8 protein-coding genes and 1 pseudogene are annotated in these 25,184 nt (G+C 72.0%); 3 read left to right on the forward strand and 6 right to left on the reverse strand.

Translation table 11 applies throughout. The features are described from left to right. A partial coding sequence (locus tag ACZ4RZ_RS24025) for a 2-oxoacid:acceptor oxidoreductase family protein (protein ID WP_467747412.1) occupies positions 1-1,199 on the reverse strand: 1,199 nt, incomplete at its 3' end. Positions 1,200-1,611: 412 nt separating this feature from the next. On the opposite strand from ACZ4RZ_RS24025, the gene ACZ4RZ_RS24030 reads away from it, so the two are divergent. The 3 genes and pseudogenes from ACZ4RZ_RS24030 to ACZ4RZ_RS24040 all read left to right on the forward strand — a co-directional run. Next, entirely contained in the window at positions 1,612-2,199 is a 588-nt protein-coding gene (locus ACZ4RZ_RS24030) for a TetR/AcrR family transcriptional regulator (RefSeq protein WP_467747413.1), read from the forward strand. 846 nt (positions 2,200-3,045) lie between these two features. After that, entirely contained in the window at positions 3,046-4,794 is a 1,749-nt protein-coding gene (locus tag ACZ4RZ_RS24035) for an MFS transporter (RefSeq protein WP_467747415.1), read from the forward strand. A gap of 421 nt (positions 4,795-5,215) precedes the next feature. After that, positions 5,216-5,968 (forward strand): annotated as a pseudogene (locus ACZ4RZ_RS24040) (DMT family transporter); the annotation flags it as partial. 144 nt (positions 5,969-6,112) lie between these two features. Here the strand turns inward: ACZ4RZ_RS24040 and ACZ4RZ_RS24045 are convergent. From ACZ4RZ_RS24045 to ACZ4RZ_RS24065, 5 genes are all read right to left on the reverse strand, one after another. Continuing rightward, positions 6,113-6,802, reverse strand: coding sequence for a TetR/AcrR family transcriptional regulator (locus ACZ4RZ_RS24045; RefSeq protein WP_467747416.1), 690 nt, complete (start codon positions 6,800-6,802; stop codon positions 6,113-6,115). A 286-nt stretch (positions 6,803-7,088) separates the two neighbouring features. Then, positions 7,089-8,756 carry an NAD(P)/FAD-dependent oxidoreductase gene (locus ACZ4RZ_RS24050; RefSeq protein WP_467747418.1) on the reverse strand — a complete coding sequence of 556 codons (1,668 nt, stop codon included), beginning with the start codon at positions 8,754-8,756 and terminating at the stop codon, positions 7,089-7,091. Between the two features lie 539 nt (positions 8,757-9,295). Next, positions 9,296-10,963 carry an NAD(P)/FAD-dependent oxidoreductase gene (locus ACZ4RZ_RS24055; protein ID WP_467747420.1) on the reverse strand — a complete coding sequence of 556 codons (1,668 nt, stop codon included), beginning with the start codon at positions 10,961-10,963 and terminating at the stop codon, positions 9,296-9,298. A gap of 77 nt (positions 10,964-11,040) precedes the next feature. Further along, positions 11,041-16,449 (reverse strand): SDR family NAD(P)-dependent oxidoreductase, encoded by a 5,409-nt coding sequence (locus ACZ4RZ_RS24060; RefSeq protein ID WP_467747421.1) that lies wholly within the window; start codon positions 16,447-16,449, stop codon positions 11,041-11,043. Then, complete coding sequence (locus ACZ4RZ_RS24065; RefSeq protein ID WP_467747423.1) at positions 16,449-25,148, reverse strand: type I polyketide synthase; 8,700 nt, start codon at positions 25,146-25,148, stop codon at positions 16,449-16,451. The genes ACZ4RZ_RS24060 and ACZ4RZ_RS24065 overlap by 1 nt, the downstream gene beginning before the upstream one ends. Positions 25,149-25,184 lie beyond the last annotated feature (36 nt).

A 25,184-nucleotide genomic window follows, 5' to 3' on the forward strand; every position in this document is an offset into this window, starting at 1 on the left:
ACCGGGGTGCGGTAGGTCAGCGCGATGCGGGCGGCTTCGAGGGCGGCGTCGAAGCAGTCGGCGGGGGTGCGCGGTGCGACGACCGGGACCGGGGCCTCGCCGTTGCGGCCGTACATGGCCTGCAGCAGGTCCGCCTGTTCGGTCTTGGTCGGCAGACCGGTCGACGGGCCGCCGCGCTGGATGTCGATGACCAGCAGCGGCAGTTCGAGCGAGACGGCCAGGCCGACGGCCTCCGCCTTGAGTGTGACGCCGGGGCCGGAGGTGGTGGTGACGGCCAGCGAACCCCCGAACGCGGCGCCCAGCGCCGCGCCGACGGCGGCGATCTCGTCCTCGGCCTGGAAGGTCCGTACGCCGAAGTTCTTGTGCTTGCTGAGTTCGTGCAGGATGTCGGAGGCCGGGGTGATCGGGTACGAGCCGAGGAAAAGGGGCAGGTCCGCCTGGGTCGAGGCCGCGATCAGGCCGTACGACAGCGCCAGGTTCCCGGAGATGTTCCGATAGGTCCCCGCCGGAAACGTCTCCGCCGCGGGCGCGACCTGGTACGAGACGGCGAAGTCCTCGGTGGTCTCGCCGAAGTTCCAACCGGCGCGGAACGCGGCGATGTTGGCGGCGGCGATGTCGGGCTTCTTCGCGAACTTGGTCTGCAGGAACTTCTCGGTGCCCTCGGTGGGCCGGTGGTACATCCAGCTCAGCAGGCCCAGCGCGAACATGTTCTTGCAGCGGTCCGCGTCCTTGCGTGCCAGCCCGAAGCCGGCGAGCGCCTCCACGGTGAGGGTGTTCAGGGGGACGGGATGGACGTGGTAGCCGTCCAGCGAACCGTCTTCCAGCGGACTCCTCTCGTAACCGACCTTCTGCATCGCCCGCTTGGTGAACTCGTCGGTGTTGACGATGAGTTCACCGCCGCGCGGCACATCGCCGATGTTCGCCTTCAGGGCGGCCGGGTTCATGGCGACGAGGACGTTGGGCGCGTCGCCGGGCGTGAGGATGTCGTGGTCGGCGAAGTGCAGCTGGAAGCTGGACACGCCCGGCAGGGTGCCTGCGGGGGCGCGGATCTCGGCCGGGAAGTTGGGCAGCGTCGCCAGGTCGTTCCCGAAGGACGCCGTCTGTGAGGTGAACAGATCACCAGTGAGCTGCATGCCGTCGCCGGAGTCACCCGAGAAACGGATGATGACCCGGTCGAGCTGATCCGTCTGTTTCGTCACCTGCAAGTGCCTCTCCCTGGGGCGGAAATGCGCGTGCGCGGGCATGCACCCGCAGAGCCGTCGCACTGAACGAGGGTTGGGCGCCCGCTGCGAGCGTAGGGGGATCGGGGACTAATTTCAATGGGCGTTGAATTGTGTGGCCGAGGCTGACGCGCCCATGGATCGGCGAGCCCTCCGGGTGTCGCTCACCTGTGCTGGTACGGTGCCAAAAGCCTGATGGGGCAGGGGTGTTGAGGATCCTTGCCGATGCACGGAAAGCTTTGACCCAAGAAGTCACTGAGTGTAGACTTCATGGCTGAATGAATTGCTGTGGGGCTCGGCGTCACGCTGTCCCGTCGTTGCGGACACCCGTGTCGAGACCGGGCGGGAAGCACGTCCTTCGGGGGACTCGTGATCGAGAGGAAGTGCCGCCGTGGCCGAAACCAGAGGCACACCCGGTACCCGCCAGGCCATCATGCGGTCTGCCGCGGATCTCTTCGCCGAACTCGGCTACCGCAACACCTCGCTGCGCGCCGTCGCCGCGGACGCGGGCTGTGACCCCGCGCTGATCGGGCACTACTTCGCCTCCAAGGAAGCGCTCTACGACGCCGTCGTCGCGGAGACCGTCAGACCGGCCGAGTTGTTCCGGGAGGCGATCGGGCGACGGGATCACGGCGCGGCGGAGTGGCTGCTGCGTCACGCGGTGACCGACTGGGGCGACCCCGTGCAGCGACGGCGCATCCTGGGTGTGCTGCGCTCCGCGCTCGATCTGCCCGCGGCTCGGGAGAGGTTCACTCAGTCCCTGGTCCCGGAGGGAATCGCCGGGGCGGACGAGATCAGGCTCGCGCTGATCAGTAGTCTGCTCGTGGGTGTGATGACGTCACGTCACATGGGCTTGCTGCCACCCGAGTTGGCCAAGGACGGCGACTCCGCCGAGCTGGTGCGTGCGCTCGCGCCGGCGGTGGCCGCGCTTCTGGTCGCCGATCCGGCGGGGGTCGCTGGTTCTGATCGGAGCAAGTGAGGTGCGCTCGTGGCGACAGGCGTTTGAGGTCATGTCGGGCGTGTTATCAACGTGCCCTGTTTCAGGCTTTCTTGGAGTCTGAGCACTCCCGGTAACCGTGATGGCCCACAACGAGGGGTCGCCGCGCTGGACGCCCGGGTCGAGGCCCGGTCCCGCCGGCACCAGGACGCCGGGGTGATCCTCAGGCTGCCGGGCATGGGTCCCGCTCCGGGGCGGAGTTCATCGCCGCGACCGACGGGGGCCTGAGCGCCTTCGGCAGTGCCGGGCCCGACTGGCCGGCTTCGCCGGCCTGGCTCCCGTGCCCCGGGGTTCCGGCAGCGTGAGCGGCAATCTGTGCAGGCCCAGGCGCTCCATCGAGGCCTCCAGCTGTGCTTGTACCTGTCCGCGCAGGTGAGCGTGTTCTTCCGCTCAGTCTCGAAGGCGTACTGAGACCGGAAGTGGAGCGAAGGCGCAGGGCGCAAGCGGGCCGTGCTCGCCCTCGACCGTTGCCGGGCCGACGACCTGTGGGTCACTTCCGCATCCCCTTCGCGCTCCCGAACAGCGAACGGCCCCCCGGTGTCCTCCTGTTCATCAGTCGATGACCGTACGAGTCGCACGTGATTGCCGAGGCGTCAGACTCGGCCGCTCCCGCGTGATCCGGAACTACCCAGGACGCAGCCGCTTCTGACCATTCCGCAGGTGTCACCGCACGTCAACAGGTCGCGCTCGCACCACTGTTGAGTGGGACCGCCCTGTCCGGAACAGGGTCATCGAGCTTGCGGTTTGGAATTCAGTACTCGTAGACTTCATTGGAGAATGAATAACTCGCGGGGTGCTGTCAGCGGACGGCGGACCCAAGGAGGAAACATGGAATCGATTGACACGGGCGTGAAGGCGGCGGCCCCGCCCGGCACTTCGCCCGGCCCGGGGTCCGTCGCGAACCCGGCGCGCTGGGTGATCCTCGCCGTCACGCTGTCCGCCATCTTCATGCAGATGCTGGACACCACGATCACGATGGTCGCCCTGCCCTCGCTGCAGAGCGACCTCGGCTCGACCTTCGCCGAGATCCAGCTGGTCGTCGCGGTGTACTCGCTGGCGTTCGCCTGTGTGCTGGTGACGGGCGGCCGGCTCGGCGACATCTACGGCCGCCGCAAGATCTTCCTGATCGGCATGCTGGGCTTCACCCTCGCCTCGGCGCTGTGCGGCGCGGCCCCCAGTTCGACCTTCCTGATCGCGTCCCGGGTGCTCCAGGGCATGTGCTCCGGCCTGATGTTCCCGCAGGTGCTGTCGATCATCCAGGTCACGTTCTCGGCGAAGGAACGCCCCAAGGCGCTTGCCATGTACGGGGCTTCGGTGGGACTCGGTACGGTGCTCGGACCGGTGCTCGGCGGCTGGCTGATCGAGCTGAACATCATGAACACCGACTGGCGGGCGATCTTCTACGTCAACCTGCCGGTCGGTCTGATCGCCCTGCTGCTCGGCCTGGCCAAGATCCCGGAGTCCTCGGGGGGCGGCGCACGACGGCTCGACGTCACCGGTGCGGTCATCCTCAGCGCCGGACTCTTCAGTCTGATCCTGCCGCTGGTCATCGGCCGTGAACACGACTGGCCGGGCTGGAGTTTGGTGCTCCTGGTGCTGAGCCCGCTCGTGCTCGCCGAGTTCTTCGTGTACGAGAACAAGCTGTCGAAGCTGGCCGACAGGTCACCGCTGGTACCGAGCGGACTCTTCAAGGAACGGTCGTTCACCGTCGGGCTCGTGATCAGCGTGGTGTTCTTCGCCGGTATCCCGTCGTTCTTCATGGTCTTCTTCATGAGCCTGCAGATCGGCTTCGGCTACACCCCGATCTCCGCGGGCCTGGTCAGCCTCGGCTTTGCCGCGCTCATCGCGGTCGGCTCCGCGCGCTCGGCGGCCGTGGTCAAGCGGCTCGGCACCAAGACCCTCGCGGTCGGCACCGGGCTGCTGCTCGTCGGCATGTCCGGGGTGATCGGCACGCTGCAGTGGGCCGGATCGGACCTGCACGGCTACCAGTTGATCCCCTCGCTGATGATCGCCGGACTCGGCGGTGGCTTCTTCCTCGCTCCGTGCACCGGGATCATCCTGGCCGGCATCCGATCCCGTGAGGCCGGTTCGGCGTCCGGCATGCTCGCCACCGTGCAGCAGGTCGGCATCGCGATCGGTATCGCGGTCGCCGGCATCCTCTTCTACGGGCTGCTCGGCTCGAACGCCGACGGTGCCAGCCGAACGGCGCTGCCGGAGCTGCGCAGCGACCTGGCGGCGGCCGGCCTTTCCTCGGAGCAGCAGGCGCAGGTCACCGCCGGTTTCCAGACCTGCTTCCACGACAAGATGAACCAGAAGGACCTGACCGCGACTCCGGCGAGCTGCGCGGCCATCGAGAAGCAGATGGCGAACGCGCCCGTGCCGGCGGAGACCAAGGCGAAGGTGCAGGCCGCGGTGATCGGCAAGGCCGTGCCCGAGGCGCGCAAGTCCAACTTCGGCGACAGCTTCGAGCAGGTCGTGTTCTGGCAGATCGGCTGCTTCGGTCTGTCCTGCCTGCTGGTCCTCGCCCTGCCGAAGGTCCGTCCCGAGGACGTCCTGGACGTTCCCGGGGGCGCCTGACCGGGCCCGTACGCCCGTAGGTCTGGGCGCATGGGCGCATGGACGCACGGGCACGGCGCCCGCGCCGGCCGGGCGAGCGATGTCGGCACATCGCTCGCCCCGGCCGGGATCCGCTGACAACACCGCGTACATCGTTGAGAAACAACACGCGTACACCTTTGAGGAACGACACGCGTACGCCGTTGAGGAACGACACGCGTACGCCGTTGAGGAACGACACGCGTACGCCGTTGAGGAACGACCGAGCAACGAGGGTCGGGGGCCGGGGGAGGTGCGCCCCGGTCCCCCCTTCCCTCTCGACGCCGGCCGCCCGCTGTGAGGGCGCGCCCGCGCCTCCGACTTCGCCCCGGCCTCCCAGCCCCCAACACCCGTGCCCCCCGCGGTGAAAGGACGAACCGTGTTCTCGGTTCTCGCGCTCGGCGTGGCCTCGGCCCTGGCGTACGCCGGTGCGGCCGTCGCACAGCGGGCGGTGGCCTCGTACGTGAGCGAGCGGGGACGCCGCGGGGTACTGCGCGGCGCGGCCTGGTGGGTGTCGCTGCTGCTCAACATGCTGGGGGCGGCGCTGCACACGGCGGCGCTGCGCTTCGGCTCGCTCGTCGCCGTGCAGATGCTCGGCGTGCTCACCTTGGTGGCGGCTCCGCTGTTGTCCACGGCCGTACTGCGACGACGTATGACCAGAACCCAGTGCTCCGGCATCGCCTTCACCGTGGCCGGTGTCGCCGGACTGCTCTTCCTCACGCGGTCCGCGCAGTCGAGCCGGACGCTCGCGCCGGCGGAGACGGCGGGCGTCGTCGGTCTGACCGTCGGGGTGCTCGCGATCTCCACGGTGGCCGCCGCAGTGGGCCGTCGCACGATGACCACCAGCCTGTGGTACGCCGTCGCCGCCGGCGTCGCCTTCGGTGCCGCGTCGGCGCTGACGCAGACCGCGGTGCTGAAGCTGACGGACGACGGCGCGCTACGGCTGCCGGTCTCGGCCGTCGTTCTCACGATCGGCGTGATCTGCCTGGCGCTGGGCGGCCTCGTCCTGTGCCAACTGGCCTACCGGGGCGGGCTGGAGGCACCGCTGGCCACCATGACCCTGGTCAATCCCGTGTTCGCGGCGGTCATCGGTGTCGTGGTCCTCGGGGACCGCTATGCCACCGGAATCCCCGGCGCCCTGGCGGGACTTGCCGCGGCGGCCGCGGCGGGGCGGGGTGTCTTCGTGCTGGCCCACGCGCGTTCCAAGACCCGCACGCGCCCGGAGGCACATGTGTACCCCGAGGCCCACACGCGCCCCGAGGCCCATACGCACTCCGCGGCGACCGTCCCGGAGTGGCGGCTATCCCTGGGACAGCCGGTCGAAGTGCACCTCGATGGCGGGCACGAACCACTCGATGAGTTCCTCGAAGTCGAGCGAGGCCAGCGGCTCCGTCTGGAGGACGTACCGCAGCATCACGAGGCCGGCGAGCTGCGCGGACACCAGTGAGGCGAAGGCGGGGGTGCGGTCGCTGTTCTCGGGCGCGATGCGCCGGACGCAGGCCGCGAAGCTGTCCTCGATCTGGTCCCGGAAGGTCTTCGAGGTCGCCTCGTCCGACAGCCCGGTCCGGTAGATGGCGATCAGCGCCGGCCGGGTCGACTCGTCCTCCCAGAAGGACAGGAACGTCCGCGCGACCCGCTCACCGCGGCGCTCCAGGACCGGCTCGGCGTCCGTGTCCGTCAGGGAGTCGAAGAGGGCCGACACATCGAGCCGGGACGAGACCGCGTCCTGGAACACGCCTTCCTTGTTGCTGAAGAAGTGGTGGATGAGGGCCGGGTCGACCTGCGCCTGCTGGGCGATGCCTCGCATGGTGGTGCCCGAGTAGCCCTTGGCCGCGAAGAGTTCGAGCGCGGCGTTGAGGATCTGCTCCTTGGTGCTGCTCTGTCCCGGGCGCCGGCCGCCGCCGCGCGAAGGCGACCGGCCGCGGCGGGCGCCAACGCCCTGCTGTGCGTCCGCCTGCGTGGCGCAGGGGATCCCGTTTCCGGTGCTCACCAGTCCCCCTCCGGGTACTAATTCATGTGTGCAGGAAATCGACGATATCAGCATCCCACATGGGAAGACTCCCCGGTAGGGAGCATTCCGGCAGTCCGTTGCGGTGTCGAGTCCCCCTCGCGAAACCGGTGCGGTGGCTGGCCGGATTCGATCAGCGGATCGCGCCGTCGCGTGCCCCGCGCGCGCCGACGCGACAAGGAACCGCCGTCCCCGGCCCGCGCGGGCGAGCCTGTGCGGGGCGGCGGTTCCCTGCCCGAATTCTTTCAGTTGCCTGTGAAGTCCCTGTCTACCGTTCGACGTCGGGCAGGACGGTGGCCCCCCGGGTGAGCACCCTTTGGACCATGTACGGTGCCCTGCGCTTGGCCCACAGCAGTACCTTGACCCGTTTCAGCGGCGTGAAGTTGTAGTAGCGGTCGGTGGGATCACCGAAGGCGAAGAGCGGCGGGACGAACGACGCGCTGTCCAACTGGCCGAAAATCCGCTCGGCCGCCGCGCCCGGTGCCAGCCGATTGTCGGCCACCTGCCGTGCAGCGGCGACCATGTCGTCGAACAGGGCGACGAACCCGGGATAGACGGGGAACCAGAATCCCGCGCCCCGGTAGCGCTCCAACTCCCGCCACTGGTCCGGCCGTCCGGGACGGGCCAGCGCGTCGTTGCGGGCCCGCTTGAGGGACAGGGCGGCGAACATGGAGTGCAGCAGCCAGACCCGGCAGAAGGCGTTCCAGAGCCGGAAGTCGGTGGTGGCCGACAGCGCCGTACGCAGCAGCTTGTCCCCGTGCTCGATCAGCGACGCCTGGAACGACTCGAGGGGGCGGAAACGCTCCACCGACCAGTCGCCGCTGCCCGCCGCGGAGATGAGGTGCGCGGCCGCCTCGTGGACCAGTTCGGCGGTCAGGGTGACGTCCCTGGAGAGCGTGAAGTCGCAGCGGACGGCGGAGCGTTCGAGGACGACGAAACCTTCGCCGACGGCGGCGTTGGCGCCGTACTGCCACGGCTCCGAGCCCGTCCACGGGCGGACCGGGGTCGCTTCACCGAACTGCCATTCCAAGTCCGGGAATTGGCGTATTAGCTGCTGGAAGTCGTCCTCCGGCGAGGCCGATCGCTGCGGCCACAACTTGGCGTCGAGGCTCACCGCCACGCTGGTCAGCGTGGTCTCGCCGGTGCGCTCCTCGCCGAACGGGACGAGCTGGATCCAGCCGCCGGGGAAGACCACCTGGGTCGTGCCGCCCGTCCAGGGGGTGCCGCCCTTGCCCGGGTCCACCCGTCGCTCCAGCGGCCGTACGCCCCGCAGACGCGCGGTCAGTACCCGCGAGGAGTGCCGCAGCGGGCGCAGCGCCGGATCGGGACCGAGGCGCCGCAGCATCGGCGCGTCGGGCCCGGACATGTCGACCACGAACGTCGCACCGATGCTGCTGCCGTCGGCCAGCTCGACGGTGAAGTCGCCCGCTTCGCCGCGCACTTCGCTCAACGCCGAGCGCCCCTGTGGCACCTTGGCGCCGTAGCCCACGGCGAGCCGGTGCACCCAGGCGTCGACGTCGGGCCGGTACAGATGCGACTCGCCGTGCTCGCTGGGCACGTTGAACTGCACCACGTGGTGCGGCCGTACGGGTGCGCCCGGGCGCGCGTACACGAAGCCGATGCTCGACTTGATCCCCGAGGTCCTGCGGACCTCGGCGGGCAGCTCTCCGAAGTGTCCGAGCGCGGACAGCTCGGGCACGCCGTAACGGCGCGCGAGCAGTTCGAAGACCTCCGCGGTGTACGGGACCGTCGTCTCGCCCGACGGGGTGGTGGCGTCATGCGGCGAGTCCACCAGGACCACGTCGATCCCGGCGCGGGCCAGGATCGCGGCGAGCATGCCGCCGCCGAGGTGGGCGCCGAGGATGGCGACGGTGTGCCGTGGTGCCGGGTTCCCGGGACGGCCGGGTGCGGCCTCCGTGTCCGCGGCAGCAGCCACTCCTGCCGCGGAACCGGCGGGCGGCACCGCCTCGCCCGTCGGTTCGGTGCGCCGGACCGTCTTGGGGGTCGGTACGGCGGGCCGGGCGGCCTTGGGCGTAGGTACCGCGGGCCGAGCGGTCTTCGGGCTCGGTGCGGCCGGCCGGGCTGTCTTGGGTGGTGCAACGGCACCCGCAGCTGCAGGCTGTGCCCACCCGTCCCGCCCTGCGGGACGACTGCCCACAGCAGTAGCAGTAGCAGTAGCAGTAGCAGTAGCAGCGGGAGCGGGAGCGGGAGCTGGAGCGGAAGCAGGAGCCGGAGCAGGCGCGGCACTCGGCTCGGCGAGCCGGCTCGGTGTGGGCGTCGGCTTGGCGGGCCTGTTCGTCCTGCGCGGGTGGTCGACCGCCGGAGCGGTCTCCGTGGCCGGCTCGTACGGCAGGGCCGACTCGGCCGCCGCCACCGTATCGGCGCCCTCCGCCCAGCTCTGGTCCGCCGGTTGGGCGGGGCCCAGGATGGGTGGTCGTTCCGTGTGTTCGTTCCGGGGCATGGGCCCGTCCTCCCTCATGAGTGCCTGCGGAAGCGGGAGCGCAGGAAGCCGCCGAGCGCGCCGGCCACCACGGGGCCGGTGTCCGCGGCCGCCGATCCGCGCTTGGCCCAGTGCATGGTGCGGATCATGCGGGCCGGGTTGGGGTTGTAGAAGCGGTTCGCCGGGTCGTGCAGACCGAACGGCGGCGGCGCGTAGCCGTCGTCCTGCAACAGGTCGAACAGCTCGCCGGTGGCGCGGTCGGGCGTCATCAGACCGGCCTCGACGTCCCGGCAGGCGGCCCAGGCGGCATCGGTGATCTTGTTGAAGCCGACGCTCGCCGGGAACAGGGCGCCGGGGTGCGGCTGCGCCTCCAACTCGCGCCAGATCAACGGGTCCTTGGACCGCTGGAACCGTACGAGGGCGTCCTGCGCGTTGAGCGTGCCGAGCACCGTGCCGAGCGCCCACATACGAAACGTGCCGTTCCACATCCCGTAGTCGCGGAACGAGGTGAAGGACGACGCCACCACCTCGTCGTGCGCGCGCACGAGGCCCTGCTGGAGCGTCTCGATGTGCCCGAACCGCTCGGCGGAGAAGTCGTCGTCCTTGGCCGCCTCGATCAGCCGCCAGGCGAGCGAGTTGACCACGTCGGTGGTGTTGGTCAGTCCGCGCGAGTACAGCGCGTCCACGAAGCCCGCGGCGTGCGAGGTCAGGCAGAAGCGGTCGCCGACGACCTGGTGCGAGGAGTACTGCAGCCGCCCGGTGGACACCCAGGGGCGGGCGGCCTTCGCGTGCTTGAACTGCGGGGCCACGTCCGGGAACCGCTCCAGGAACTGCGCGAACTCCTGCTCCGGCGGCAGATCCGTCTTCGGGTGCTTGCGCGGGTCCAGGGTCAGACCGACGCTGCACAGCCGGTTGGTGGCGCCCCGGTGGTTGTCGAACGGGATGACCCACACCCAGCCGCCGTCGAAGACGTGGTGCAGGGTGCCCTGGTGCCAGGGGCTCGGGTTGTCGTGCTTGCGCCCGGCCGGGCAGTCGTCGAACGGGCGCACCCCGACCATGTGGGTGAAGAGGGTCCGCGAGTGCGTGCGCTGCTGGGGCACCTCGTCGCGCAGCGCGAACTTCTTGGCCAGCGGCGAGTTGTGACCGCCCGCGTCGACGACGTACCGGGCACGGATCGCCGGGCCGTTCTCCACCGCGAGGGTAACCCCCGAGCCGTCCACCTCGACGTCCGACACCCGGGTGCCCAGGCGTGGCACGGCGCCGTAGCGCACCGCGACGTTGAACATGTAGGCGTCGACGTCCTGGCGGAACATGTGGGACTCGGTGGACAGCGCCACCGGAATCACGAACTGGTTGATCTCACCGGGGACTTGGGCCTCGCCCTCGCGGTGGTAGACGAAGCCGAAGTTGCGCTTCTGGCCGGAGTTCGAGGACACCTTGGAGCGCATCGTGGAGAAGTGGCTCAGATGCGCGATCTCCGGCACTCCGTAACGCGCGGCGAGGATCCGCAGCATCACGGAGGTGTACGGGATGGTGGACTCGCCCACCGCGAAGCGCGGGTGGGTGCCGGCGTCGATCAGGACCGTCTTCACCCCGTTGCGGCTCAGGACGGCCGCGAGGATGGAGCCGGCGATTCCGGCGCCCAGGATGGCGACGTCATGGACGGCCTTGTCGGGCGAGCCGGACGCGGGCAGCGGTTGCATGATGCTCGTTCCTCCAGAGGTCGGGGCGGAGTTGTGGTGCCGGGGGCCCGGGCCGCGCGGCCAAGGCCCCCGGGCGGTCATGCCTGGTCCGTCGGCCCCTCGGGGCCGGACGCGACAGTGGTGGCCGGGTACCTCTCCTCGATCAGCTCGTGGAGGAAGGAGCCCCAGTGGATGCCGGGGCAGGCGAAGAAGTCACGGCTGTTGATCTCCAGGCCCAGATCGTCCCGGCAGCGGCTGATCAGCTCCATCACCATGAGGCTGTCCAGGCCCATGTCCGCGAGCCGGGTGTCCTCGGTGAGGGTGTCCAGCTCCAGGCGCAGGATCTCGGAGAGCTGGACGCGGATGTACTCGTTGAGCTCGGCACCGCGTTCGGTGCGGCTCAGGCCGAGCAACCGGGCCGTCAGCGCGCCCAGTTCGGCGTCCTGCGCCTGGTGCGCGGCCGGCGCGCTGCGGATCTCGCTGAGGATGGGCCGCTCCCGCCGCGCCTCCATCAGGTCGCGGAACAGGGTCCAGTCCGCCGAGCACACCGTACGGTGGGCGACCGAGTCGACCACGGCCTCGCCGAGCAGGTCCAGGGCGTGGTCGGGGTTGAGCTGGTGCAGCCCGATGGAGCGCAGGAACGCCATCACCGAGTCGTCCGCCAGCCCCGACCGGGCCGCCCACGGTCCCCAGCTGACCGTCGTGGCGGACAGGCCCTTCAGCTGCCGGTAGTAAGCGAAGGAGTCCAGGAAGGCGTTGGCCGCCGAGTAGCCCGCCAAGTGCTGCGAGCCCCAGACCGAGGCGATCGAGGAGAAGGAGATGAACAGGTCCAGGTCCTGGTCGACGGTGGCGTTGTGCAGCGCCCAGGTGCCGTCCACCTTCGCGTGCAGGCAGCGGTCGTACGTCTGCGGGTCGCTCTCCCGCAGGAACTGCGGCTCCGACAGGCCCGCCGCGTGCACCACGCCGCGCAACGGCCGCCCGGACAGACCCAGTTGGTCGGTCAGGGAGCGCAGCGCCGTCTCGTCGGCGGTGTCCAGCGCGACCACGCGTACATCGGCGCCCTGGGCCTCGATCCGGCGCACCCCGGCGATCCTGGCGGCGGTGGTGTCGTTGTGCGGCTCGTCCCAGGCGGAGCGGTCCGGCAGACCCGTCCGGCCGGCCAGCACGACGGTGCCCGCGCCGTTGCGGGCGAGCCACTCGCCGATCAGCAGGCCGAGGCTGCCGAGGCCGCCGGTGACGAGATAGCTGCCGAGGTCGCTCAGGTGCGGCGCCGGACGCTTCGCGGACTCGTCGCCCGAGCCGGCCGCCACCAGCCGGGGCACCAGGACGATGCCGCCGCGCCGGGCCGTCAGATCCTCGGCGCTCGGGGTCGCCAGCAGGTCGGCGATCCGCTCCGCCTCGTCCGGCTCGCCCGCCGGATCCAGGTCGAGGAGACCGCCCCACAGCTCGGGGTGCTCCAGGGCGGCGACCTTGCCCAGGCCCCACAGGGGGGCGGCGGGCAGGCAGATCTCGCTCTGCTCGGGCCCGGTCCACTGGGCGCCGCGGGTCACCACCCACAGCTGGGTGGCGGCCTCGTCGACGGCCAGCTGCCGGGTGGCGGCCAGGAAGACGTGCTCCGCCTCGGCCCTGGCCTGCCCCACGGACTCGGCGTCGTACCCGGCCACCGGCAGCTCCAGGCCGCTCAGCAGTACGAGATGTCCGTACGGCCGGCCCGCGTCGAGGGCCCGCAGGACCGCCTTCGAGGACGGCTCGGCCTGCGTCACCACCGCTCCGCGCAGAATCAGTTGCTTGGACACGGCCTCCACAAGCCCCGTGTCCGTGCCGCCCGAGCCGACCAGCAGCACCCGCTCGTCGCGCAGGCTCCGCTCATCGAACGCCTCCGGGTCGGCCGGACGCCAGACCTGCTCCCACACGGTTTCCGCCCGCGCGCTGCGCGGGACCTCCTGGGCGGGCTGGGTCGACGACCGCAGATGGACGTCCCGCATCATGATCAGCACGCTGCCGTCGGAGCCGAGGATCTCCAGGCCGCCGCGGAGTTCGCCGTCCTCCTCGGCCGGGTCCAGCCAGCCGTGGATGTAGCGGCGGGTGCCCTCGGGCACCGCCGTGGGCACCGGTGCCCCACCGGCCCCCGGGGCCTTCTCCGACTGGCGCAGCAGGCCGAGCGTCAGGTCGAGCAGGGCGCCGCGGGGCAGCTCCTCGGCGGCGCGGTTGACCTCGGCGAGCACCTCGCCCGGCCCCTGGTAGACCTCGTTGAGGACCGGCTCGGCCCAGCCGGGCACCACGATGTCGGCCGGGTCGACCGGCACGCACCTGGTGCGTACGGCATCGAGGCCGCCGTCGGCACGCCGGGTGTCCGTGGGGCGGCGCACCAGGACACCGCGGGCATGCAGCCGCCAGCTGCCGCTCTCGGCGGAGTCGACGCCGTGCCGGGAGAAGCAGAGGAACAGCGAGCGGCCCTCGTCGTCCTGGGGCAGCACATATACCCGTATCTGCGCGGGCCGGTGCTCGGGGTCGAGAAGCAGCGGCTCGCCCACCACGAAGCGGTCCACGAGCCGGGGCTGCGCGCCGGGCAGTTTCGCGGCGCCCGCCAGCGCCCAGTTGCAGAAGCCGCCCGCCGACACGGACCGGCGGCCGTCCGGGCCCGTCTGCACGAACACCTCGGACAGCTCGTCGAGTTGGGGCGAGAACGTGGGCGCGCCGGACAGCAGATGGCCCTCGAAGAGCGCCCCTGGGGCGTCGTCGGCCGCGTACTCGGGGGCGCCGCCCTGCGCGTCGTCGTTGAACCAGTACCGCTCGCGCTGCCAGGGGTAGCTGGGCAGCGAGGTGCGCCGCGGCTTCTCCTCGCGGTGCACCGCGGTCCAGTCGACCGGTACGCCGCGGTGGTGCAGCGCGCCCAGGGCCTGGCCCACGATGTGGGTGTCCTCGCGGTCCCGGCGCAGCGACGGGATCCAGCCGACGCCGTCCTCGGGCAGGCAGCGGGCGCCGAGACCGAGGAGTACCGGAGCCGGGCCGAGCTCCAGGAAGGTACGGCACCCCGTCTCGTACAGCGTGGTGACGCCGGCGTAGAAGCGCACCGGCGCGAGCACGTGCTCGGACCAGTAGGCGGGGCGCAGCTGTTCGGGCCCCCACTCGCGGCCTGTGACGTTGGAAATGATCGGGTACTTCGGCTGATGGAACGTCAGGGTCTCGGTGACCTCGCGGAATTCGTCGATCATCGGGGCCATCAGCGGGGAGTGGAAGGCGTGCGAGACGACGAGCCTGCGGTGCTTGACGCCGCGTCCGGCCAGTACGTCGACGACCTTGGCGACCTCGTCCTCGGGGCCCGAAAGGACCACGTCCGTCGGCCCGTTGACCGCCGCGACCGCGACCCGCGGCACCGGACGGGCCTCGGCGATCGCCGCGCGGACCGTCTCCTCGTCGCAGACCAGGGTCTCCATCACACCGCCCGCCGGCAGCGCCTCCATCAGCCGGGCGCGGGCCGTGACCAGCTTGGCGGCGTCGTCGAGGGAGTGCACCCCGGCGACGCACGCGGCGGTGATCTCGCCCAGGCTGTGCCCGATCAGCGCGGTCGGCCGGATTCTCCACGACTCCCACATCTTCGCCAGCGCGTACTCCACGGCGAACAGGGCAGGCTGGGTGAAGCCCGTGCGATTGATGCGCTCGCCGTCGGACAGGACGGGGCCGAGCGGCTCCTCCAAGTAGCGGTCGAGCGCCTCGACCACCTGGGCGAGCGCGTCCGCGAACACCGGCTCGGCGGCCGCGAGGGAGGCGGCCATCCCGGCGTACTGCGAGCCCTGGCCGGTGAACAGCCAGCCGAGCCGGCGCGCCTTCGCGCCCGACGGGCCGTGCGTGGTGACCTGGTCGGCGCGCTCACCGGCGGCGAACGCGGCCAGCCCGGCGACGAGTTGCTCGCGGTCGCCGGTCACACTGAGCCCGTGCTTCATCCGGGCCCGCCCGATGTGCGACGAGTAGCAGATGTCCGACAGGGTGCGCGCGTCCGCCGCCCGCACCCGGCTCTCGTACGCGCCGGCCATCGCGCGCAGCGCCTCGGTGCTGTTGGCGCTGAGGGTGAGCAGGCCCACCTCGCGCGGGGTGCCCTCGCGGGGCGCGGGCTGCGGCGCCTCGGCGAGCACGGTGTGCGCGTTGGTGCCACTGGCGCCGAAGCTGCTCACCCCGGCGATCCGGGGCCCGTCCGGCCAGCCGGTGTCCTCGGTGGTGACCTTCAAGTTGATGGCGTCCCAGGGGACTTGGGGGTTCGGGTTGTTCAGGTGCAGATGCTTCGGGAGCGTGTCGTGCTGGAGGGCCAGGACGACCTTCAGCAGGCCCGCCGCGCCGGCGGCCGGCTCCAGATGGCCGATGTTGGTCTTCACCGAGCCGACGAGCAGCGGTCGTTCGGCCGGTCGGCCGGTGCTGGTGACCGCGTTCAGGGCCTTCAGCTCGATCGGGTCGCCCAGCTGTGTGCCGGTGCCGTGCGCCTCGACATAGGTGAGTTCGGCGGGGGAGACCCCGGCGTCCTTGAGCGCGGAGGTGATGACGTTCTGCTGCGCGGCGGGGTTCGGGACCGTCAGCCCGCTGCTGCGCCCGTCGTGCTCCGTCGCCACACCCCGGACCACCGCGAGCACGCGGTCCCCGGCGGCCTCGGCTTCGCTGAGCCGCTTCAGCACGAACAGCGCGCCGCCCTCACCACGGGCGTAGCCGTCCGCGGAGGCGTCGAACGTCTTGCAGCGTCCGTCGGGCGACAGCGCCCGCAACTTGCTGACCAGGACGAAGCCGTACGGGGAGAGCATCAGGTTCACGCCGCCGACCAGCGCCATGTCGCACGCACCGGACCGCAGCGACAGGACGGCCTGCTCCAGCGCCACCAGCGACGAGGAGCAAGCGGTGTCGATGACCATGCTGGGACCCTGGAAGCCGAAGGTGTACGAGATCCGGCCGGCCAGGAAGCTCGGCTCACCGATCAGCTGATAGGCGTCGACGTCCGCCATCGAGCCCTTCTGCTGCCGCATACGGACGTAGTCGCTCGTACTGGCACCCAGGAAGACGCCGACCCGGCTGCCCTCCAGCTCGCTCGGCGGCAGGCAGGCGTTCTCCATGGCCTCCCAGGCCAGTTCGAGCACCAGCCGCTGCTGCGGGTCCATACCCGCGGCCTCGCGCGGCGAGATCCCGAAGACGGTCGGATCGAAGGTGTCCACCGGGCCTTCGAGGAAGTTCCCCGACAGCGTGTACGCGGTGCCCGGGTGGTCCGGGTCCGGGTTGTAGAAACCGGCGATGGAGTGGCGCTCCTCGGGGAACTGCGACGTCGAGTCCCGGCCGTCGGCCAGGGACTGCCAGAACTCCTCGGGCGTGGCGCCGCCCGGCAGCCGGCAGGAGAGACCGATCACGGCCAGCGGCTGTGGCTGCTGGAGCTCCTGGACCCGGGCGCGCAGACTGCGGATCGTGCCGAGGGAGTCCTTGAGCCGGCCGCGGAGGACCTCCTGGCTCGGCTGCTCGGCTTGGCTCTTCGTCATCAGTTCTCCTCAAATCCCAGCGCCCGTGAGTCGGAGATCTCCGCCTCCAACTGGCGTAGCAGTTCGTCGTCGTCGAGGTCGTCCAGGTCGTCGGCGGGCTCGGCCCCGGTCTCGTCGAGTTCGACCGGATCCGCGGCGGCGCCCTCGGAGCCGGCGGCCGGATGGCCGAGCTGCTCCAGCAGATGCGCGGTCAGCGCCACCGCGGTCGGGTGCTCGAAGGCCACCGTCGAGGACAGCTCGGTCTCCAGCTCGCGGGACAGCCGCAGCCGCAGCGTCAGCGACATGACCGAGTCCATCCCGAGCTCGAAGAAGCCCTGGTCGGCGTGGAGTTCGTCCTCCGACAGGCCGAGCACCCCGGCGACCTGGGCGCACACCCAGTCGAGCATCCGGTCCCGGCGCTGCACCGGGTCGAGCGAGCGCAGCCCGGCCACGAACTCGGTGCCGCCGGTCTGCCGCGCCGCGCCCAGGACCGCACGGAACAGCTCCCGGTGCGGGGCGTCGGCGAGCGCGCTCCCGAACAGCTCCCAGTCCACGTCGGCCACGCACGCGTGCACCGTGTGGTCCCAGGCAAGGAGGTCGAGGGCGCTCACGAGGTCCCGCTCCCGCAGTGGGGCGACCCCACTCGACTTCAGCAGTAAAGTCGTCCGTTCGTCGAGGAGTTGACTGCCTTCGAGCGGCATCAGCTCGATGTGCGTCACCGGCAGCCCGCTCGCCCTGCGCCGCGCCGCCAGCGCCCGCAGCGACCAGTCGGACGGAGCTGCCGCACCCGTGACGGCGCCGCCCCAGGTGCCCGGCACCGAACCCAGCAGGACGAAGAGGCGTACCGGGTCCTTGGCGGTCAGCCGGTGCAGCAGCTCGGCCGTCTCGGCGCGGTTCCACTCGGCCCGCAGCGCGGCCTCGGTGGTCTCCTCCAGCGGGGTCGCCAGCTCCGGAGCCGCCGCGCACAACACGCCCGCGATCCCGGTGTCTGCCCGCAACTCCTCGACCAGTGCGGTCAGTTCGTCCCGCGAGCCCTGGGTGCGTACGGTGCGGACCTCGGCCCCCGCGGCACGCCACTCGGCGACCCGGTCCTCGACGGACAGCCGCTCGGCCTGGTCGGGTTCCGTGTCGGCGAGCACGATCCGCCGGGCGCCCGCGCCGACCAGCCAGTCCACCGCGGGCGGCACCAGGGCGCCGCCCGCGCCGGTCACCAGATGCCAGCGCTCGGCCGACAGGGGCCGCTTCCCGGCCCGGTCCGGCGCGTCGGCGCGCACCAGCGAGCCGACCTGAACCGAGGAGTGCTCCACGCGTATGTGCTCGTCGCCCGGCGCGCACAACAGCCGCGTCACCAGCGTGCGCAGCTCCTCGGCGCTGCCCCGGCTCAGGTCGACATGGCCGCCCCAGGCCTCGGGGCGGGTCATCGCCAGGGTGCGGCCGAGCCCGGCATGGGCGCCCTGGTTGCCGTCGGGGAAGCCCTCGTGGCCGGCCGGCAGCAGGGCGTGCCGGGTGACCAGCCACAGCCGGGGCGGAGTTCCCTCGGCGTTGGCCAGGGCCGCGGTGAGCGCGGTGGTGACCCGCCAGCCGCCGGGGCGCGAGTCGAGGTCCTCCAGCGGCCACAGGTCGCAGATCCCGGTGGTGCCCTCGTTCGCGTGCACCGCGAGCAGCGTCTCCCACTCCGTCCGGTCCGCCGGGTTCAGGACGAGACCTTCGCCGCCCGGTACGTCCACCGAGCGCACCCGGCGCACCTCGCAGCCCGCGGCCCGCAGCGCGTCGGCCACCGTGCCCGCCAGGTGTTCGGTGTCACCGCACACCAGCCAGCGTGTGGCGGGCGCGACCTGCGCGCCGTCCCGGCCGGCCGGGCGCTGGCCCGCGGCGTTCCACTCCATCCGGTACAGCAGGTTCGCCATCCGGTCCCGGTCCGCGTCCGCCGCGGCCGGTTCGGGGTCGGCGGCCAGGCGCAGCCCGGTCAGCTCCACCACGGCACGATGTGCAGCGTCGAACACGGTCACGTCCGCCTCGGGCTGCCCGTCCGCACCCGCGCGAACCGGACCCCGGGACACCCGTACGGTGCTCTCGACCGCGGCCCTGACCCGGACCGACGCGATGGCGGCGGGCAGGGGCTCCGCCTCGGACGGTTCCGCGGCGCCGCCCGCGACCAAGTGCAGCGCCAGCCGCAGCAGATCGGCGGGCAGCCGGTGGCGGGAGGCTCCGTCGGGCAGGTCCACGGTGACCTCAGCACCACCCCGGCCACTGCCGGCCGACCGCACCCCGAGCCCTGGGAAGCGGTCGGCCAGCGTGGCCCGGAGGGGCTCGTCGTCGGCCAGTCGACCGAGGCCGGGAGCGTCCGAGGCTGGCCGGGTCGAGGCATCGGTCGACGCGCTCAGCGCGGGTCCGTGACCGTCCCCGTCCCCGGACAGCGGGCGCAGCACGACCGTGCCCTGCCGGGTGTCGACCACGGCCTGCAGGTCGGCCCGGCCTTCCGCGTCCGCGCGGGGCGCAGTGCCGAACCGTACGTCGTCGAGCGCCGGCGCCGGAGAGCCCGTCGCCGCGGCGCCGGCGAGGGCCGCCTCCAGCAGCGCGGGCGCCGACACCGTCGTACGGGATCCGGAGCCGCTGATCTGCCAGGGGCTGCGGGTGCCGTCGACCGTCACCGGAAGCAGCGCCGTCCATGCGGCGGTCGTCGGCCGCACCGGCGCGCCGACGAGGGCGCCCGATCCGGTGGCGCGGTCCACGGGCGTGTCCGGCAGCCAGTGCTCCTTGCGCTGCCACGGATAGCCGGGCAGATCGACCACCGCGCGGCCGCGGCCGGCGAAGGCCGCCCAGTCGACCGGGGTGCCCTGCGCGTGCAGCGTGCCCAAGCTGGTGAGCAGCGTGCCCACCTCGTCCTCGTCGCGCACCAGCGAGGGGAGCACCACCGGGCGTTCCACCCCGGCGGCCTGCAGGGACTCCTCGGTGCCGGAGACCAGCACCGGATGCGGGGACACCTCGACGAACACCCGGTCGTGCGGGTCCTCGACCGCGCTCACCGCGTCCTGGAAGAGCACGGTGTCGCGCAGATTGCGGCCCCAGTACTCGGCGGTGAGCGCGGAGCCCGCGACCTCGCCGCCCGCCACGGAGGAGTAGATCGGGACACGGGTCTCGGAGGGCACCAGGTGCGCGAGCCCGGACACCAGCCGCTCGCGCAGCGGTTCCATCAGCGGCGAGTGCGGCGCCACCGGCACCTTGACCCGGCGGACGAACACATTCGCCTCGGTCAGCTCCTCGGCGAGCTCCTCCAGGGCGTCCACGTCACCAGCGACGACCGTGGTGCGCGGGCCGTTGATCGTGGCGATGCCCAACTTGTCCTCGTACAGGACCAGATACGGCGCCAACTCCTCGCGGGGCAGCCCGACGACGACCGAACCACCGGTGCCGACCAGCGTGTCGAGCAGCCGCGAGCGCAGACACAGGATCTCCGCGGCCTGCGCCAGTGTCAGCGCCCCGGCGGCCCAGGCGGCGGCGACCTCGCCCATGCTGTGCCCGACGACCGCCTCGGGCACCACACCCCAGCTGCGCCACAGCTCGACCAGGCCGACCTGCACCATGAAGATCAGTTCCTGTGGGATGCCCTCGTCGAACGGGCGGCTGTCCGGCTCACCGCGCAGCGAGGCCAGCGGGGACCAGGCGATCCACTTCCGCATCTCCTCCTCGCAGGCCAGCACCGCGTCCCGGAACACCGGCTCGCTCCGCAGGAGTTGCCGTCCCATCCCGGCCCACTGGGAGCCGAACCCGGAGAAGACGAAGACACAGGAGCGCTCCAACTCCGCTGTCCCGGTGAGGACCTGGGGGTGCTCCTCGCCCTTGGTCACGGCGCGCAGGGCCGAGCGGACGCCGACGACGTCCTGGCCGACCACGACGGCCCGGTGGTCGAGATGGCTGCGGCGTGCGGACGCCGTGTACGCCAGGTCCGCCAGGGTCCTCGCGTCTCCCGACTCCAGCAGCGCGAGGTACTGCTTCGCGGCGTCGGGCAGTGCCGACTCCTGCGCGGCGGAGAGCGGCAGCGCGAAGCGGGCCGGCGGCTCGCCGCCCGTCTCCTCGGGAGCCGGGGCCTCGGCCACCAGGATGTGCGCGTTGGTGCCGGTGAAGCCGAAGGAGCTGACACCCGCGATCCGCCGCCGCCCGTCCTCCGGCCATCGCTCCGCGCCCGTGGCGATTTCCAACCCCAGCTGTTCCCAGGCGACTTGGCGGGTCGGCATGGTGGTCACGCCGATGTGCGGGGCGATCCGCCCGTAGTGCACCGACAGGACCGCCTTGATGAGCCCGGCCATTCCGGCCGAGGCCTCCAGATGGCCGATGTTGGGCTTGGCGGAGCCGACCAGGAGCGGTGTGCCGTCGGCTCCCTGGGGGCGCAAGGCCTGTGCGAGCGCGCGCAGTTCGATGGGGTCGCCGAGCGGGGTGCCGGTGCCGTGCGCCTCGGCGTAACCGACGTCGCGGCCGCTCAACCCGGCCTGCTCCAGGGCCTGTTCGATCAGCGCCCGCTGCGCGGTGCCGTTCGGCACGGTGAGTCCGCTGCTGGCGCCGTCCTGGTTCACCGCGCTGCCGGGCAGCACCGCGTAGATCCGGTCGCCGTCGGCGAGCGCGGTCGACAGCCGCTTCAGTACGACCGCTCCGGAGCCCTCGCCGCGCAGATAGCCGTCGGCCGCCTCGTCGAATGTCCGGCAGTGGCCACTGGGGGAGAGGGCGCCGCCGGCCGAGACCGCGACCGGGATCACCGGGCTGAGGATCACGTTGACACCGCCGGCCACCGCGAGGTCGCTCTCGCCCTGGCGCAGGCTCTGCATGGCCAGGTGCACAGCGGTCAGCGAGGACGAGCAGGCGGTGTCCACGGCCATGCTGGGCCCGGTCAGCCCCAGGAAGTAGGAGAGCCGTCCGGACGCCCCGGCGAAGGAGTTGCCGGTGCCGTAGTAGAGGTCCACGTCCTGGAGATGGCTGCCGATGTGCTGGGCGTGGTCGGAGCTGTTCATGCCGACGAACACGCCGGTCGCGGAGCCGCGCAGCCGGTCCCGGGTCGCCCCGGCGTCCTCCAGGGCCTCGTAGGCGACTTCGAGGAAGAGCCGGTGCTGCGGGTCGAGGCTGCGGGCCTCGCGGGGCGAGATACGGAAGAACGCCGCGTCGAAGCCGCGTACGTCGTCGAGGTAGCCGCCCCGCAGCGAGGTCATCGTGCCGGGCGTCCACGGCCCGTCGGACAGGAACGCCTGGCCGTCCCAGCGGTCCGAGGGCACGTCGCGGATCACTTCGCGGCCGTCGAGCAGGAGCTGCCAGTAGTCGCGAACCGAGGGGCTGCCGGGGAAGCGGCAGCTCATGCCGACCACGACGATCGGGTCGTCGGCGGGGGCCTTCACAGGTGCGGCTTCCACCGCGGGAGCCGGTTCCGCGGTCGGCGCCTGCGGTGTCCTCTTCGCGAGCACCTGCGGCAGCAGATGGTCGACCAGCTCGTCCAGGCAGGGGCGTTCGAAGGGGGTGGACAGGGGGATGTCGAGGCCGATCCGCAGTCCGAGGCGGTCCACGAACTCCACGATGCTCAGCGAGTCCAGACCGAGGTCGGCGAAGCCGCGCCGGGGCGGGATGCGACGACCCGGGTCCTGGCCGAGGGTCTCCGCCAGCGTCTCGGACGTCAGCCGCATCAGGGACCGGCGCTCGCGGTCGGTGCTCGCCGCGTCGGACGCGATGGCGGTGGTGGCGCCCGCGTCGGTGGCGCTCGCGTCGATGGTGCCGGGGGTGTTCCCGGACTCCGTCGTACTCGCGGAGGTTCCGGTCCCGTCCGCCACCGCTCCCGCCGGGGGATGGTACGGGGCGGTGGCGGACGAGTCGGCTTCCCGGTCGGCCCCGAGGGGGGTTGGGGCCAGGACCGGGGCGGCACCGCCGGAGCCGAGCGGCTCCGGCGGAGTCATGGGCGCGCCAGTGGGCGTGCCGTTCAGTTCGAGCTGCTGCGCGGGACCGAGGGGCTTGCCCGACGGGTCGAGCAGCTGCACGGCGAGCCGGGCGGGCACGACCTGCGCGTCGGGCACCGCGCCCGGGGCGTACTGCGTGCCGGGCGTGACCTCGGGCAGCCAGAACGACTCGTGCTGCCACGGGTGCCGGGGCAGCTCCGTGAGCCGGCCCGGGACCAGATCGGCCCAGCGGACCTCGGCGCCCGCGCAGTGCAGTTCGGCGAGCGAGGAGAGCAGCGTCGCGGGCCCGTCGGTGTCCCGGCGCAGCGATCCGACCGCGACGCCCTGGCGTCGCAGCGCCTTCAGGGCATCGGTCAGTGGGCGGACCAGGGTGGGGTGCGGGCCGATCTCGATGAAGTCGGCGCCCATGTCCTGGAGCAGGTTGCGAACGGCGGGCCAGAAGCGCACCGGGCGCAGCACGTTGGCGGCCCAGTACGCCGCGTCCAGCGTGGCCGGCGGCTCGTCGGGCCACACGGTCGACACGAAGGCCTCGGGCCTGGCCACCGCCGCCAAGTCGCGTAGTTCCGCGTGGAGTTCCTCGGCGAAGGGCGCCATCGCCGGGCTGTGGAAGGCGTAGTCGCCGGGCACGAACCGCGCGGTGACGGACCGCTCGCGCAGCAGCGAGGCGATCGCGGTCAGGTCGTCCTCGGAGCCGGCGAGCACCGTCGAGGTGGGCCCGTTGACCGTGGCGACCGTGACGGCCCGCCCGGTGCCGGCGGCGGCCTCGACCGCCTCTTCCTCGGACAGTGCCACCGCGAGCATCCGCCCAGTGCCCGCGGCGGCGGCCATGATGCGCCCGCGCCGCACGGCGAGGTCCAGCGCCGTGGGCAGGTCGAGGGCGCCGGTGAAACACGCGGCGGAGATCTCGCCGAGGCTGTGCCCGATGACCTTGGACGGTTCCACGCCGCGCGAGCGCCAGACCTCGGCGAGCGCCAACTGCAGTGCCACGACAGCGGGTTGGGCCAGCTCGGTGGCGGCGAGATCACTGTCGCCGAGCAGCTCGCGCAGACCGGGCAGGCCGGCCTCGCGCAGGACGGCTTCGCTGCGCTCCAGGCTGGCCGCGGCGACCGGTTCGCGGTCCCAGAGGTCCAGGCCCATGCCGCGCCACTGCGAGCCCTGCCCGGAGAAGACGAAGACGGTGCGGTGGCGCCGCCGGGGCTCGGCGGTGCCGTTGACGGTGCGCTCGTCGGGGTTGCCCTCGGCCAGTTCGAGCAGTGAGGCGCGCAGTTCCTCGGCGTCGGCGCCGATCACGGTGGCGCGCGCCTCGTGGTGGGTGCGCCGTACCGCCGCGGTGTGCAGGACGTCGGCCAGCGGCCGCTCCCCGTCGAGGGTGCCGGCCAGGTCGCGCGCGCGTTCCTGGAGGGCGGCCTCCGTGGAGCCCGAGAGCAGCAGCACCCGCGGGGCGTCCGCCTCGGGCGCACTCGCTTCGGGGGTCTGCTCGGGGGGCGCGGACAGCAGCAGATGGGCGTTGGTGCCGCTGAGGCCGAAGGCGCTCACGCCGAAGAGGGTGTCCTCGGTCGCCTCCAGCGGCCTGGCCTCGGCGGAGATGCTCAGCGGCCCGTCGGTCCAGGGGATGGCGGGGTTGGGCGTGCCGAGGTGCAGCTGCGGTGGGACGACCCGGTGCCGTGCGGTCAGCACGGTCTTGATCAGGGCGGCGACACCGGCGGCCGCGTCCGTGTGCCCGAAGTTGGCTTTGTGCGAGCCGATGTGCAGTTTGCGCCCGGGGTCACGGCCGGGGCCGAACACCTCCGACAGCGCGAAGGCCTCGATCGGGTCGCCGAGTGGCGTACCGGTGCCGTGTGTCTCGACGAACGCGACCTCGTCCGGGGTGGCATCCGCGCGCCGCAGGGCCTCCCGCAACAGGGCTGCCTGCGCGGAGGCGTTGGGGACGGTCAGGCCCGCGCTGCGACCGTCGTGGTTGAAGGCGCTGCCCCGGATCACCGCGAGCACCTGGTCGCCGTCGGCGAGCGCGTCGTCGAGCCGCTTCAGTACGACGACACCGCAGCCCTCGCCGCGCACGATGCCGTCCGCGTCGGCGGCGAACGGCTTGCACCGCCCGGTGGGCGACAGGGCTTGCACCTTGCTCATGAAGATGGACAGTTCGGGGGCGGCGAGGACGTTGACGCCGCCCGCGAGCGCGGTGTCGGCCTCGCCACTGGCCAGCGCGCGGCAGGCCAGGTGCACCGCCACCAGGGAGGAGGAGCACGCGGTGTTCACGGCGAGCGCGGGGCCGTGCAGCCCCAGGGTGTAGGCGACCCGGCCGGGCGCGAAGCTGAACTCCTTGCCGCTCGCGTAGTACGGGTCGATGCCCTTCACGCCGCGCGTCTTGGAGTGCAGCAGCGTGTAGTCCATCCCGAGCATGCCGAAGAACACGCCGGTACGGGAGCCCGAGAGCCGGGGCTTGGTGAGCCCGGCGTGCTCCAGGGCCTCCCAGGAGACTTCGAGCAGGAGCCGCTGTTGCGGGTCCATCTCGCGTGCCTCGCGGAACGAGATGCCGAAGAAGTCGGCATCGAACCGGTCGAGCCCGGGCAGCACTCCCGCGTAACGGCAGTACCCGGTGCCCGGTGCGGCCCCGTCCTCACTGATGTACTCGGGGCCCCAGCGCTCGGGAGGGATCTCCCCGATCACGTCGACGCCGTCGCGCAGGACGTGCCAGAAGGACGCGGGATCGACCACCCCGCCCGGGTAACGGCACCCGATGCCGACAAGGGCTATGGCCGGATCGGTGCTGATTCCGTTGCGGGCGGGCATGGATCCCCCTCCAGGAGTGCGACAGACGGATGGTGC

This window comes from Streptomyces sp. NPDC027189 (assembly GCF_055566975.1).

Bases quoted from the DNA above. Each gene is read 5' to 3' on its own strand.
- ACZ4RZ_RS24035 (WP_467747415.1), top strand. From the start codon at position 3,046: ATGGAATCGATTGACACGGGCGTGAAGGCGGCGGCCCCGCCCGGCACT.
- ACZ4RZ_RS24060 (WP_467747421.1), bottom strand. From the start codon at position 16,449: ATGACGAAGAGCCAAGCCGAGCAGCCGAGCCAGGAGGTCCTCCGCGGC.
- ACZ4RZ_RS24065 (WP_467747423.1), bottom strand. From the start codon at position 25,148: ATGCCCGCCCGCAACGGAATCAGCACCGATCCGGCCATAGCCCTTGTC.
- ACZ4RZ_RS24055 (WP_467747420.1), bottom strand. From the start codon at position 10,963: ATGCAACCGCTGCCCGCGTCCGGCTCGCCCGACAAGGCCGTCCATGAC.